The following is a 14,416-nucleotide window of genomic DNA, read 5'->3' on the forward strand; positions in this document are numbered from 1 at the left end:
GCAGCTTTTGCCAAAATAACAGGATACCGCCGTGGTTGTTTTATCTCTTGGGAACTCTATGTCATGCTTGACCCGTGCTTCGTTACTGCTGCTCAGTGCCTGCAGCTTTACTCTGTCGGCTGCCGCTATGCCGGTTAAATCTGCTACGCCTGCTGCCAGTGTAAAACAAATGCTGGGGCAAAAACTGATGCTGGACCTGCGCTACTATTGCGAACAAGCGCCGATAAATGGTCAGTGCCGTACAGCGATGACAAAACTGCCACCTGAGCTTGCCACGCTGGTGCGCGATTATGATATTGGCGGAGTGATCCTGTTTGCCGAAAACCTGGCCGATGTCGGCCAAACCGTGCAGCTTAACCGTGATTTACAAAGTGCTGCGGCCGCATCAAAACTTAAATTACCGTTGTTTATCAGTATCGATCAGGAAGGCGGCCGGGTAGCGCGCCTGCCACGCAGCTTAGCTACGTCCTTTGCCGGTAATATGGCCATAGGTGCAACTTATGCTGAACACGGCACTACGTTTGCCACTGAAGTAGGTAAGGTGCTGGCAGATGAATTACTGGCACTGGGTATTAACGTTAACTTTGCCCCGACAATAGATGTTAACGTTAATCCGCAAAACCCGGTGATTAACGTACGGGCTTTTGGCGAAAACCCGCAGCAAGTGGCTGAACTGGGTAATGCCATGACCAGTGCCATGCAGCAGCGCGGCATGATAGCAGCGCTAAAGCATTTCCCCGGCCATGGCGATACTGAAGTAGACAGCCATTTAGGCTTGCCACGGGTAGAGCACAGCAGCGAGCAAATCCGTCAGGTAGATTTATATCCGTTTGCGCACATTATTAAGCAGCAAACTCCCGGTATGATAATGACGGCGCATATTCAATTTCCGGCGCTGGACAGCAGCACCTTTGTTTCCAAAAACGGCGAAGAAATGCTGAAACCGGCCACGCTGTCGCGCACCATTTTGCATGACGTACTGCGCCAGGAAATGGGCTACAAAGGCGTGATAGTGACTGATGCTTTGGATATGGCCGGTATCAGCAAATTTTTTACCCACACTGAAGCGGTAGTACAAACCTTTGCCGCCGGTGCCGATATCGCCCTGATGCCGGTAAAGTTGCAACACCCGGGCGAGCTAAAAGCGCTGGCAGCACTGCTTAATGAGCTCGAAGCCGCGGTAAACAAAGGCGATATTGCCAAAACTGAACTGGCAGAATCTTATCAGCGCATAGTGGCATTAAAGCAGCAGTATCCTTTATTGCCGGCGGTTAAATCGGCTGCTGAACAAACCAAACTGGCCGGCAAACTGCTTGGTAGTGCTGCACACCGGCAAAGCGAGCTGGCATTAGCCAAAGCGGCGATAACACAGGTAAAGCCGGCTACGTCTTATTGGCCATTTAAACTCAGCGATACAAAAAAACTGTTGCTGATTATGCCGGATCAAACCAAAGCTCAGGCCTTAGCTGCCGCGCTGCAGCATTACAGCAACGATCATTTCGTGATCGACAGCATTAGCCTGCAACAAACCGATTTAGCCAAAGCCAGTGCACAAATTGGCGCCGCTGATCTGGTGATCAGTGGCTTTATTGCGCCTATGCAAAGCCTGGCCGATATTGGCGGCATGGACGATTTAACCGGCATTGCCAATATAGCTGCCGCTTATGAGCGCCAAAGCCTGCAATTTGAAACGTTACTGCCGCAGATTAAAGCGAAGAAAAAACCACACGTGTTTTTAAGCCTGCGTGCGCCTTATGATATTAGCCGTTATGGCCAGTATGCCGACGTAGTGCTGGCAAGCTATGCCTATAACACTTCAGAGCAGCCAACCGCTATGGGTGCCGGGAATGCGGTATATGAAGCGCTGGCTCAGGCTTTACTTGGCCAATACCGTTTAACCGGTAAGCTGCCAGTTACTGTTAGCGGGTATTAACACTATGTTTAACTGGTATCAGCGTTACGCCGAAGCAATACTTTCTGTGTTACCGGCCAAGCGCCTGCTGGCGCTTGATGCGCTACGCGGGCTAACGATTACCGCTATGATACTGGTTAACAACCCCGGCAGCTGGAACCATGTTTACAGCCCGTTGCTGCATGCGCAGTGGCATGGCTGGACGGTAACTGATCTGATCTTCCCGTTTTTTATTGTTATTGTCGGTATGTCGCTGCAGCTAAGCCTGCAGCGTCAAAACAGCAGTGGCAATATTGCTGTGATAAAACATGCCGCAGTGCGCAGCATAAAGCTGTTTGTTCTGGGGTTGTTTTTAGCGCTGTTTTATTACAATTTCCGCGACCCGGCTTACAACTATATTGAGCAGAAACTGCTTACGCTGCGCTGGCTGGGGGTATTGCAACGCATTGGCCTGGTGTACTTTTTTACCGTGCTTATTGTGCTGTATTGCGGTACCCGTGGCCGTATCGGCTGGCTAATAGGCCTTTGTGCTTTATATCTGGTGGGCATGTTGTATCTGCCGTATCAGGATGCGCAGGGCAATCAGTTCCGTGGTTTGCTGGAATTTGGCAACAGTTTTGCCGCCTGGCTGGATCATGCTGTGCTGGGCGCCAGCCATGTGTATTACCGCAGCGCCATGCCGTTTGCCTTTGATCCGGAGGGGCTTTGGTCTACCTTACCGGCGATCAGCAGTTGTTTAGCCGGAGTGTTAATGGCGCAGTATCTGCAAAGCGAGCGCAGCCTGGTGCAAAAAATTCGTGGCTTATTGTTATTCGGCGTAGTGGCAGTATGGCTGGCCGAACTGTGGCATATGGGCCTGCCGATTAATAAAAGCCTGTGGACCCCAAGTTTTGTGCTGCTAAGCAGTGGTTACTGCGCTATCGCACTGGCGGCCTGCCTGTGGTTATGTGATGTTAAACGCTGGCGGCGCTGGAGCGCACCTTTTGTAGTGTTTGGTGCCAATGCCATTTTGTTTTTTATGTTTGCCGGAGTGGCGGCGCGCATACTGATGATGATATCTGTCGGCGATACCTCTTTACACGGCTGGTTATTCAGCACTGTGTATCAGCCACTGTTTGGCGACTACAATGGCTCACTGGCTTTTGCGCTTAGCTTTTTGCTGCTTTCCTACCTGTTAATGCACTGGTGTTATAAACGCGGTTATATCTTTAAAGTTTAAGTAGCTAGCGGCGATTTTTTCTGCTGTGTGCCAGCTTGTAATTTTTGGTGTAACCGGTTACAGTTATTTCTGTTGTGGATAAAAAGTATGCTAGCCAGCAGAGCTAGCCGCCACCAATGACAATAAAATCAACAGGGAAAAACACCGCCATGCCTATCAGCATCCGACTTAAATTGTCGCTAATGATGTTTCTGCAGTTTTTTATCTGGGGCGCCTGGTTTGTTACCATGGGCACCTATCTGTCACAGCGTTTCTCTGCCTCCGGTGCGCAAATGGGCATGGCGTATGAAACGCAGTCTATCGGCGCCATTATCGCGCCTTTTATTATTGGCCTGATTGCCGACCGTTACTTTGCCGCACAGAAAATTCTGGCGTTGTTGCATCTGGTAGGTGCTGCTTTGCTGTTCAGTGCGGCCTACAGTGGCAGTTTTAGCAGCTTTTACCCCTATATTTTGTTGTATATGGTGGTGTATATGCCCACGCTGGCGCTGGTTAATGCCATTAGCTTTCGCCAGTTGGCAGAAAAAACCGCGCAGTTTGCTCATATCCGTGTGTTAGGCACTGTCGGCTGGATCACCGCCGGGTTGTTGATTGGCTGGTTTGGCTGGGAAGGCAGCCAGAAGTTGCAGTTTACCTTTATGCTGGCGGCCGGTGCATCGTTAGCGCTTGGCGTGTTTAGCCTGACTTTGCCCGACACACCGCCGCAGGCCACGCAGCAGCGGCCTACCATACGGCAGCTATTAGGGCTGGATGCGCTGGCTTTACTAAAAGATAGGGCTTATCTGGTATTTTTTCTGGCCTCGGTACTGATCTGTATTCCGCTGGCGTTTTATTATCAGAATGCCAACCTGTATCTGAACGATTTGGGCATCAGCGGCGCAGCGGCAAAAATGTCACTAGGGCAGATGTCTGAAATTGCCTTTATGTTATTGCTACCGTTATTTTTGCGCCGTTACGGCATTAAAGCCACCTTGCTGGTAGGTATGCTGGCCTGGGTGCTACGTTATGTGCTGTTTGCCTATGGCAACAGCGGCGAGCAGTTATGGATGCTGTTTTTTGGTATTTTGCTGCACGGTATTTGTTATGACTTTTTCTTTGTCAGCGGCCAGATTTACACCGAGCAAAAAGCCGGCCGTGAGATAAAAGCGGCGGCACAAGGGCTGATCACACTGGCAACCTATGGCGTAGGTATGTTGCTGGGGTTCCGCCTGGCCGGTTATATCACCGATTTACATCACCTGGACAGCGGTTACCAGTGGTGGCAAATTTGGTTAATTCCGGCTGGTATAGCGGCGCTGGTATTAGTGGTATTTGTATTAAGCTTTCCAAAGCAGCGCCGATTGCCGGTTTAGCCGCAACGGTGCTGCTACAGTAAAACAGCGTAAAATCTTTTCGGTGTTGTAACCGGTTTCAAGGGGTGGTAATGGCACAAACAAAAGTTAGAATGGCGATGGTAGGTGGCGGAGAAGGCGCTTTTATCGGTGCTATACACCGCATTGCTGCCCGGCTGGATAATCAGATCGAGCTGGTAGCGGGCTGCTTTAGCAGTAAGGCTGAGCGCAGCGCCGCTATGGCGGCACAGCTAGGTATCAGCACAGCGCGTTGCTATGATTCCTATCAGCAGTTGTTTGCTGCAGAAGCCCAGCTGCCGCCAGAGCAACGGATAGAGTTTGTTACTATAGTGACGCCGAATCATCTGCATTTCCCGGTGGCTAAAGCAGCCTTGCTGGCCGGTTTTCATGTGTTGTCTGACAAACCTGCAACCTTGTCATTAGACGAAGCGCTGCAATTACAGGCGCTGGTGCAGCAAACGGGCCTGCATTATGGTTTAACCCACACTTATGCTGCTTACCCGATGGCACTACAAGCCAGATTATTAGTGCAGCAGGGCCATTTAGGTGCGGTGCGTCGTGTTGCTGTTAGCTATCCGCAGGGCTGGTTGGCAAACAAAACCGACAGCGATGGCAGTGCTCAGGCGCAGTGGCGCTTAGATCCGGCCCGCTCCGGCGTCAGTGGTTGCTTTGCTGATATTGGTACCCACGCTTTTCAGCTGGCGGAGTTTATCAGTGTGCTTGAGGTAACAGAGCTGTGCGCCGATCTGGCCACAGTGATAGACGGCCGGCAGCTGGACGATGATGGTAGCGCCTTACTGCGCTTTAATAATGGTGCCCGCGGCACCTTGCTGGCCAGCCAGGTCTGTGCCGGCATGGGTAATGGTTTGCAAATTAGTGTGTATGGCGAGCTGGGTTCGCTCAGTTGGCAGCAGGAGCAGCCGGATCAACTGATAGTGCAACTGCGCGGGCAGCCGCAGCAAACCTGGCAGGCGGGCACGGATAAAGCCTATCTGGCTGAGCAGGTACGGGCCTGGTGCCGCACGCCAGCGGGGCACCCCGAGGGCTATCTGGAGGCTTTTGCCAATATTTATCGTGACTTTGCGCTGGCGTTACGCCAACCGACAACCAGCAACCTCGCAGCAGGTATTGAGCAGGCGGTGCGCGGCATGGCCTTTGTGCAGGCCGCGGTGGTAAGCAGCAGGCAAAATACAGCTTGGGTGAGCATCGCCGGGCAATACACTTTTACAGGATAATAAATTTATGCTGACAAGCAAAATTAAAGGGCCAGCGATATTTCTGGCACAGTATCTGCCACCGGCCGGTGAGGCCTGTACATTAGAGTCATTATTACGCTGGGCGGCAGAGCTGGGATACAAAGGCGTGCAATTGCCAACCTGGGACAAGCGTATTTTTGATTTAGAGCAAGCCGCGCATAGCCAGCAATATTGCGATGAGCTATTGGCATTGTGTCAGCGTTATCAGTTACACATTACCGAATTGTCGACCCATTTGCAGGGCCAGTTAATGGCAGTGCATCCGGCATACAATGAGCTGTATCAGGGCTTTGCCCCGGCGCAGGTGCAAACCGAAGCGCAGAAACAACAGTGGGCCACTGAACAGCTATTACTGGCGGCGCAGGCGTCAAAACGCCTCGGCCTCAGCTGTCATGTCACTTTCTCCGGTGCTTTGCTGTGGCATACCGTTTATCCCTGGCCACAGCGCCCGGCCGGCCTGGTAGAGCAGGGCTTTGCTGAACTGGCGCGGCGCTGGTTACCGGTGCTGGATGCTTTCGATGCAGCAGGCATTGATGTGTGCTTTGAGCTGCACCCGGGCGAAGATTTACACGATGGCTTATCATTTGAACGTTTTCTTAACGCCACCGGGCAGCACCCGCGCGCTTGTATTTTGTATGATCCAAGCCACTTTCTGCTACAGCAGATGGATTACCTGCAATTTATTGATTTTTATCATCAGCGCATTCGTGCGTTTCATGTTAAAGATGCCGAGTTTCGCCCCTCCGGTAAAGCCGGTGTTTATGGCGGCTACAGCAGCTGGTTGGAACGGCCGGGCCGATTCCGTTCGCTTGGTGATGGTCAGATAGATTTCAACGCTATTTTCAGCAAACTGACACAATACGGCTACACCGGCTGGGCAGTGCTGGAGTGGGAATGCTGTTTAAAGCACCCGCAACAAGGTGCCGCAGAAGGCGCACCTTTTATAACCAAACAGCTGATCTGTGTGGCCGAGCGGCCCTTTGACGATTTTGCCGGTGGTGCCACCGATGCAGGCCGTAACCGGCGGATTCTGGGTTTAGCTGACTAAGGCTGACAATGTAAGCCCTTACAAGCGGCGCATAACAGCGCCGCTGCAAAAACAGACAAAAAATAATCAATCTGGCTTGACAAAATTCCAAGCCGGATTTAACTTAAATTATGTAACCGGTTTCATTGGCAGTGTTCAAAGAATCACGCCAACAAAATAATTATAACGAGCGGTACCGGCCAGCAATAGCGCTGGCTAAAACAAGGGGAGCGTCAACGTGATCAGAGTTAACTCGGGTGCGTTTTGTCGTACAGCAGCGATCAGCCTGCTGTTGCTAGCAGCTGTTACCGGCTGTAAACCTGCACCAACTACCTCCGAAGGCATCTCTGGTGCTGCTACACCTGATAAAACCACTGCAGAAGTATCTGCTGGCTGGCAATGGCTGTTTAGTGGCGAATCTGCCGAAGGCTGGACTGACAAAAGCGGCAAACCGATTGGCGAGCAATGGCAAATTATCGACAAGGCGCTGGTGCTTACCGCCGCTGGTGGCGGTGATATTGTCAGCAAGCAAAGCTTTACCGATTTTGAACTGGAACTGGAGTGGCAAATTGCCGCATCCGGCAACAGTGGTATCTTCTACAAGGTTAACAGTGAAGGGTGGTCTGGTGGTTTAGAGTATCAGCTACTTGACGATGATAATTATCCCGGCCATGACAACCCTATTCATTTTACCGCTTCGTTGTTTGATATTTACGCACCGCAAGTTGATGCCCATTTACCTGCCGGTAGCTGGAATCATACCCGCATTGTTGTGCGCCACCCGCAGGTTGAGCACTGGCTTAATGGCAAACTGGTGCTGCAGTTTGAGTTGGGCTCCGCCGACTGGCAGCAGCGCGCTGCCAACAGCAATTTTGCCCCTAAGCATGATATTGCTACAGCTGAGCCCGGGCATATTATGCTGCAAGACCATAATGACAAAATAGCTTTTCGTCAGATCCGGATCCGTGCCTTATAACAGGAGCATGTTATGGCTATTAACCGTCGCCATTTTTTATGTCGTACCTTTGCCGGGGCTGCTGTTGCCGGTTTAGCCAGCCAGTTACCGCTAAGCTGGTCGGTGTTTGCGGCCAGCCCGTTACAGCCAAAAATTTCACTGGCACAGTGGTCATTGCACCGTCAGCTGCGCTCCGGTCAGCTAAAGGTACTGGATTTTGCTGTAAAAACCCGGCGCGATTTTCAACTCGGCGCTGTCGAATACGTAAATCAGTTTTTTGCCGACAAGGCGCAGGATCAAGCTTTTTTACGCCAGTTAAAACAGCGCGCCGATGACAGCGGTGTCAGCAGCTTACTGATTATGGTCGACGCTGAAGGCGACCTGGCGGCACTGGAGGCAAAGCAACGACAGCAGGCGGTAGAAAACCATTATAAGTGGGTTGAAGCCGCAGCGTTTTTAGGCTGCCATGCTATCCGTGTCAGTATTGCTGATAACGCCAAAACCGACGCCTTAGAAATGCAACCGGCGGCAGTACTGGGCCTGCAACAATTGGCTGCTTTTGCCGCGCCCTTTGGGATCAGCATTATTGTCGAAAACCATATGGGCCACTCTATGGACGCCAACTGGCTGGCCACGGTATTGCAGCAGGCCGGTAATGTTGGCAGCCTGCCGGATTTTGGTAACTTTAGCGGCGATAAATACCAAGGCACACAATTACTGCTGCCGTTTGCCAAAGGTATCAGTGCTAAAACTTATGCCTTTGATGACAACGGCGCTGAGAGCAGTATCGATTATCAGCGCATGTGGCAATTGATCCAAAACGCGGGTTATCAGGGCTATATCGGTATTGAGTATGAAGGTGAAAATGCTGATGAAGATGCAGGGATCCGTGCAACGCGCGATTTACTGCTGGCCGTGGCCAATCACGCCGGGCGTTGAGGTTAAATTTAATGCCCGGTTTTTTTGCCTGGCAGTGTAACCGGTTACAGAGTGGCGTTTGAGTGAGTGGTTCCAAGCTAGCAGGCCGTTAGCAGCCGGGCCAGCATAATTATTATAACAAGGCACATGGTTACAAAGTGTGCAGACGAGGAGAGTGCAAGATGTCAGGAGCATCCGGACAGCAGGAATATGACGTAATCGTAGTTGGCTCTGGGGCCGGCGGCGGTATGTCAGCATTAATATTAAGCATCGCCGGCTTAAAGGTGTTAATGCTTGAAGCAGGGCGGCATTATGACCCAGTAACAGAAACGCCGATGTTTAATCTGCCCAAAGAGGCGCCGCTACGCGGTGCCAGTACACCGGATAAACCCTTTGGTTTTTATGATGCCACCATCGACGGTGGCTGGCAGGTGCCGGGTGAACCTTATACCCAGGCCAGCCGTGAGCCACAGCAACGTTTTGACTGGTGGCGGGCCCGCATGCTGGGCGGGCGTACCAACCACTGGGGCCGTATTTCACTGCGTAACGGCGAGTATGATTTTAAACCCTACAGCCGCGATGGCCTGGGCTTTGACTGGCCAATAAACTATGCCGATTTAGCGCCCTATTACGATAAAACCGAAATGTTAATTGGCGTGTATGGTGAAACCGGCCACGGCCTGGAAAACACGCCGGATTCGCCCGAAGGCATTTTACAACCAGCGCCCAAGCCGCGCGCTTATGAGCTGCTGGCAAAAAAATCCTGTGATGAACTGAATATTCCGGTGATCCCGGCGCATCTGGCGATTTTAAGCCAGCGCCAGGACCACACCCGGCTGCCGGCAAAGCTGTTTCCTAACAGTGAACTGGGGCAAAAAGTGGTGGCCGATTCTATGCAATCCCGCGCTGCCTGCTTCTGGGCCACACCGTGTGGCCGTGGTTGCTCTATTAAAGCCAATTTCCAGTCCACTACGGTGTTAATTCCACCTGCACTGGCCACCGGCAATCTGACCATTATTACCGATGCCATGGTGCGCGAAGTAACGCTGAATAAGGCCGGTAAAGCAGATGGCGTAATTTATATTGATAAAAACAGCCGCGAAGAAGTGAAAGTAAAAGGCCGTGCAGTTGTGGTAGCCGCCAGTGCGGCAGAAACGGCGCGGATTTTCCTTAACTCGCGCAGCCCACTATTTCCGGACGGCATTGCCAACAGTTCCGGTCTGGTGGGTAAATACCTGATGGATACTGTCGGTGCTGGCGTCGGCGGGCAAATTCCGGCGCTGGAAAACCTGCCGCCGATGAATGAAGACGGCTCGTCTGGTATGCACCTATATCAACCATGGTGGCTGTACAAGCAGCAAAAGGCCGGCAAGCTGAATTTTGCCCGTGGTTATCACATTGAAATGAGCGGTGGCCGTGGTATGCCGGGGGCCGGTGCTTTTGGTGGCCTGCAAAGTTTTACTGAAGGTGCATACGGTGCCGATTTTAAACAGGCGTGCCGGCGCTATTACGGTACCTTTGTGCACTTTGATGGCCGTGGCGAGATGATCCCGAACGAAAACAGCTATGCCGAACTGGACCCGACAGTGGTGGACCAGTGGGGTATACCGGTGCTGAAGTTTCACTGGCAATGGTCCGAGCATGAGATAAATCAGGCGGCGCATATGCAGAAAACCTTCGCCGACATTATTACCGGTATGGGTGGAAAGGTAACCAGCAACATAGAAACTGACGGCCGCAAAGCCATCATGAACGGCGGCGCCATTATTCACGAAGTCGGCGGCACCATTATGGGCGCCGACCGCAAAAAATCGGTGCTGAATCAGTATTGTCAGGCTTGGGATGTACCCAACCTGTTTGTCACCGACGGCGCACCTTTTGCGTCCAACGCCGATAAAAACCCCACTCTGACTATTCTGGCGCTGGCCTGGCGCACCAGTGATTACATTGTTGAACAGTTCAAGCAAAGGAATATTTAACATGGCAGATCATAACTATAACGACAGTAGCAATACCAACTTAAAACGCCGGGATGCATTAAAGCTGCTGGCAACAGCCGCCGTAGCTATGCCGGTACTGGGTATGGCTGGCCATGCCGCGGCGGTGACGGCTAAAACCAAGGGCGCCGAGCTGATTTACCGGCCCACCGATCCGGATATGCTAAAGCCGGTAATACCCTGGTCAATGACACTGACTCAGGCCGAGCTGGATGATTTGGCGGTGCTGGCAGACATTATTATTCCGGCTGATGCACAGTCACCTTCGGCTGCCAGCCTGGGGGCGCAGCACTTTATTAATGAATGGGTGAGTGCGCCTTATCCGCAACAAAAAGCCGATCTGGTGCTGGTACGTGGCGGTTTGGTGTGGTTAAACGGCGAAGCAAAAAAACGCTTTGGTAAAGCGTTCGCCAAACTCAGCGCTACTGAGCAGCGGCAAATTTGTGACGATATCTGTTTTGAACCCAAAGCCGCCGCCAACTTAAAGCATGGTGCCCGCTTCTTTGCCAAAGTACGCGATTTAACTGCCACAGCCTTTTACACCACTGAACCCGGTATGGCCGACATCGGCTATATCGGTAATAAACCTATGGCCAGTTTCGACGGCCCGTCTGATGAGGTGCTGCGCAAACTGAAACTAAAAAGTTAAACCAAAGCCCTGTGTTAAGTGGGGCCGCTCGACAATGACACAAGTGAAAAAACAGGGTTCTGACTGCGTTTAGGCGGTAAGAGAAACTCATTGCTCAGAACAATAGTTAAAACTAAAAAAATGAGAGCAACACACTATGTACAGTAAAAATAGGTACAACGAAACGGGGAATACCACGCAGCCTGCAAGGTTGCGTAAACACCGGCTGGCACAGGCAGTAAGCCTGAGCCTACTATTAACGGCCGGCTGTAATACTGCTCTGGCACAGGAAGCTGAGCCAGCGACAGAAGCCAAAGCCGAAGCTGAAATTGAAGTAGTACAGGTGCGGGGTATCCGTGCCAGTATGGCCGAGAATATGGCGATCAAACGCTTATCCAGCGCGGTGGTGGATGCCATTACCGCTGAGGATATCGGTAAGTTTCCGGATAAAAACGTTGCCGATTCCTTGCAGCGTGTGCCTGGTGTAGTGATCCAGCGCGACGGCGGTGAGGGCTCAACCGTGAGTATCCGTGGTTTATCGTCTGATCTGACCTTTACCCAGCTAAATGGCAACTTTATTGCGTCGTCACCCGGTGAACCATCACGCTCCTTTGATTACACCCTGCTGCCGTCGGCAATGATCCAGACGGTAGAAGTGTTTAAATCGCCGGAAGCCCGGCTGGATGCCGGTGGGGTTGGTGGTACCGTATTGCTGCATACACGTAAGCCATTTGATATGGACGCCAATTCCGGCGTGTTAAATATTGAGTCGACCTATGCTGATGTCACCGACAAGCATGAACCGCAGTTTACCGGGGTGTATTCGTGGAAAAACGACGCTGAGAGTCTGGGCCTGCTGGTGGGTTATACCCGGCAAAACCGCACCAGCCGCGTGTTGTCGGGAGGCACCGATTCAAGTATCTGGCGCTGGAGCGGCGAGGACGATACCGCGGTGGATGTTAACGGCAACCCGGTAGATAACAACAATAACTGGGCAGAGCTGACCGATGCGCAGGGCAATGTTTATAACGGGGTCTGGTTTCCGCAGGTAGCCCGGGTTGGCGTAACCAAAGAAGAGCGTGAGCGCGAAGGCCTGCAGCTTACCGGGCAATGGCGGCCAACCGACCGGCTGGAGCTGGGATTTAACTATTTTGGTTTTACCTTAGGCCAGAACAGAACCAGCTCAGTGGTGTCGATGCCGGAATGGTCATTAAACCCTAATTTTCTTACCGGTGTGACGCTGGATGAGTCCGGCACCATTATTACCGGCATGGATTATACCGTCGGTGCCGGTGGGGCAGAAAACGACCTGCAATTTCCCTGGATGAATGGCAGCTATGTCAGGGAAGAGTCTACCTCAGATACTTTTGATTTTAACTTCAGTTACGAGGGTGATAGCTACCGGTTGAAACTGGTTGCCGGTAACACCGAGGCCAAAGGCGGGCCAACAGAAAGCTGGGATGTGGCGTATAAAAGTTCAAACTGGGGCGAAAACCAACCCTTTATTGAAAACGCTGCACAATTTGCCGGCTGGTCGCTGGGCGATCGTATGTCGATGTATATTGATCCTAACACCCTGACCAACTTACTAAATGGTGTTGGCGGCGGCCGTGACCCGGGCTCGTCTAACTCCAGTTTTGTACGCAGCACGCTGGAAGAGCGTTACTATCAGATGGATCTTGATTTTGATGTCGATTGGGGCATTTTTACACTGGTTCGTACCGGCCTGAAATTCCGTGATGCCAAACTGCATCGCGAAACCGGTAATAACTTTTTTCTGGCGCCTGATTTTGATGTTGAAGGTGCGCTGGCCAGTGGTCGCGGTATAGACCAGTTTGACAGCTATCAGTGGAACGGTGGTATGCCACTGGCAAAAGACGTACTAAAAGCGAATGGCGAAGGCAATATTGCCGGTGGCTTTGATATTAACCTGATGCCGGTAGTGGATTGGGATAAGTACCGCGACATTATTTTAAGCAACTATAAACCCTATACCCGGATTGAAGATAATTTTGTCTATAACATCCGCGAGCAAGGCCAGGCATTTTACCTGCAGGGCGATTTCAGCTTTGGTGATTTCCGTGGTAACACCGGTGTGCGGGTAGTAAAAACCAAAACCACCGGCGAGTCGACCGATTTATATACCTACTTTCTTGATCATACCGACGATGTAACCGGTTTACCTGTTACCGGCGATGACCGTTTTGTCGAAAACTGGCAGTTAATATCGCAAACCACCGAAGAAACCTATGTGCTACCCAGCCTGAACCTGGTGTGGGATGCTGGTGACAATCTGGTCGTGCGCGGGGCACTGGCTAAAGTGATGTCACCGCCAGGCTACGGTGATTTGGGCAGCCAGGAGCGTATCAGCTTTGTTTCAGATGAATGGGCAGATGATCGCGCCGCCTTTAATACTCAACCGGGTTTTAGCGGTAGTGGCGGTAATAAAAACCTGAAACCGTTTGAATCGATGCAGGCGGATCTGTCAATCGAGTACTACTACGGCACGGGCTCAGCAGTGGGCATGGCATTGTTTTATAAAGACGTTGATAACTTTGTCGTGCCGCTGATCATTGATTCGGTGCGCGATTTTGCCGGCGAGCCGGGTGTGGTAGAACCGGGTCAAATTACTATTAGCCCCTACAGCACGGTAGGTAATGGCTCTAATGCCAAGTCGCAGGGCGTGGAGCTGTTTATCCAGCATGCCTTTGCCAATGGCTTTGGCCTTAATGCCAACTATACCTACAACAAAACTAACCAGGCCGACGTTAATGTCGATGGCGAAAAGTTTGGCGAATCACCTTTGGTGGGCAGTGCCAAGTACCAGTACAACCTGTCGGCGTTTTACGAAACAGACGATTACAGTATCCGTGCGTCTTATAACAAACGCGGTGAAACGGTATTGGGTATTAACAGTGGCTTAAACGTGTATCAGGACCCGTACGATCAAATAGATGTAAATGCCTCCTATGCCCTGACAGAGCGTTGGCTGCTAAGCGCATCAGTTATCAACCTGACTAAATCTGAATCAACGTCCAGGTTAGGTAACGACACCGATGCGCGCTTTTTAAACAATAGCTACTCTGGCCGGCGTTACTACGCAGGTATCACGTTTAATTTCTGAACCAGGCACACAAAGAGGCAGAATATAT

At 51.6% G+C, this 14,416-nt stretch carries 10 protein-coding genes; all 10 read left to right on the forward strand.

The window, feature by feature from the left end:
- Window positions 1-58 precede the first annotated feature (58 nt).
- The 10 genes from nagZ to AR688_RS00650 all read left to right on the forward strand — a co-directional run bounded on the left by nagZ (window position 59) and on the right by AR688_RS00650 (window position 14,388).
- Window positions 59-1,933, forward strand: coding sequence for a beta-N-acetylhexosaminidase (nagZ, locus tag AR688_RS00605; RefSeq protein ID WP_068227786.1), 1,875 nt, complete (start codon window positions 59-61; stop codon window positions 1,931-1,933).
- A gap of 4 nt (window positions 1,934-1,937) precedes the next feature.
- A complete protein-coding gene (locus AR688_RS00610) occupies window positions 1,938-3,131 on the forward strand; it encodes an acyltransferase family protein (protein ID WP_068227788.1) in 1,194 nt (397 codons plus the stop codon).
- A gap of 116 nt (window positions 3,132-3,247) precedes the next feature.
- Window positions 3,248-4,483, forward strand: a complete 1,236-nt coding sequence (locus tag AR688_RS00615; protein ID WP_231731872.1) for a nucleoside permease — start codon at window positions 3,248-3,250, stop codon at window positions 4,481-4,483.
- A gap of 71 nt (window positions 4,484-4,554) precedes the next feature.
- Window positions 4,555-5,718, forward strand: a complete 1,164-nt coding sequence (locus tag AR688_RS00620) for a Gfo/Idh/MocA family protein (RefSeq protein WP_068227790.1) — start codon at window positions 4,555-4,557, stop codon at window positions 5,716-5,718.
- Between the two features lie 7 nt (window positions 5,719-5,725).
- A complete protein-coding gene (locus AR688_RS00625) occupies window positions 5,726-6,787 on the forward strand; it encodes a sugar phosphate isomerase/epimerase family protein (RefSeq protein ID WP_068227792.1) in 1,062 nt (353 codons plus the stop codon).
- A 217-nt stretch (window positions 6,788-7,004) separates the two neighbouring features.
- Window positions 7,005-7,742 (forward strand): 3-keto-disaccharide hydrolase, encoded by a 738-nt coding sequence (locus tag AR688_RS00630; protein WP_082694638.1) that lies wholly within the window; start codon window positions 7,005-7,007, stop codon window positions 7,740-7,742.
- A 12-nt stretch (window positions 7,743-7,754) separates the two neighbouring features.
- A complete protein-coding gene (locus AR688_RS00635) occupies window positions 7,755-8,660 on the forward strand; it encodes a sugar phosphate isomerase/epimerase family protein (protein ID WP_156420183.1) in 906 nt (301 codons plus the stop codon).
- A 161-nt stretch (window positions 8,661-8,821) separates the two neighbouring features.
- Window positions 8,822-10,618, forward strand: coding sequence for a GMC oxidoreductase (locus AR688_RS00640; protein WP_068227795.1), 1,797 nt, complete (start codon window positions 8,822-8,824; stop codon window positions 10,616-10,618).
- A 1-nt stretch (window position 10,619) separates the two neighbouring features.
- On the forward strand, window positions 10,620-11,285 hold the full coding sequence (locus AR688_RS00645; protein ID WP_068227797.1) for a gluconate 2-dehydrogenase subunit 3 family protein: 666 nt from the start codon (window positions 10,620-10,622) through the stop codon (window positions 11,283-11,285).
- A 136-nt stretch (window positions 11,286-11,421) separates the two neighbouring features.
- Window positions 11,422-14,388: a TonB-dependent receptor gene (locus AR688_RS00650; protein ID WP_082694639.1), complete on the forward strand. Its 2,967-nt coding sequence runs from the start codon at window positions 11,422-11,424 to the stop codon at window positions 14,386-14,388.
- Window positions 14,389-14,416: the final 28 nt, after the last annotated feature.

Origin of the sequence: Rheinheimera sp. EpRS3, assembly GCF_001513785.1 — a bacterium.
Classification (GTDB): Bacteria; Pseudomonadota; Gammaproteobacteria; order Enterobacterales; family Alteromonadaceae; genus Alishewanella.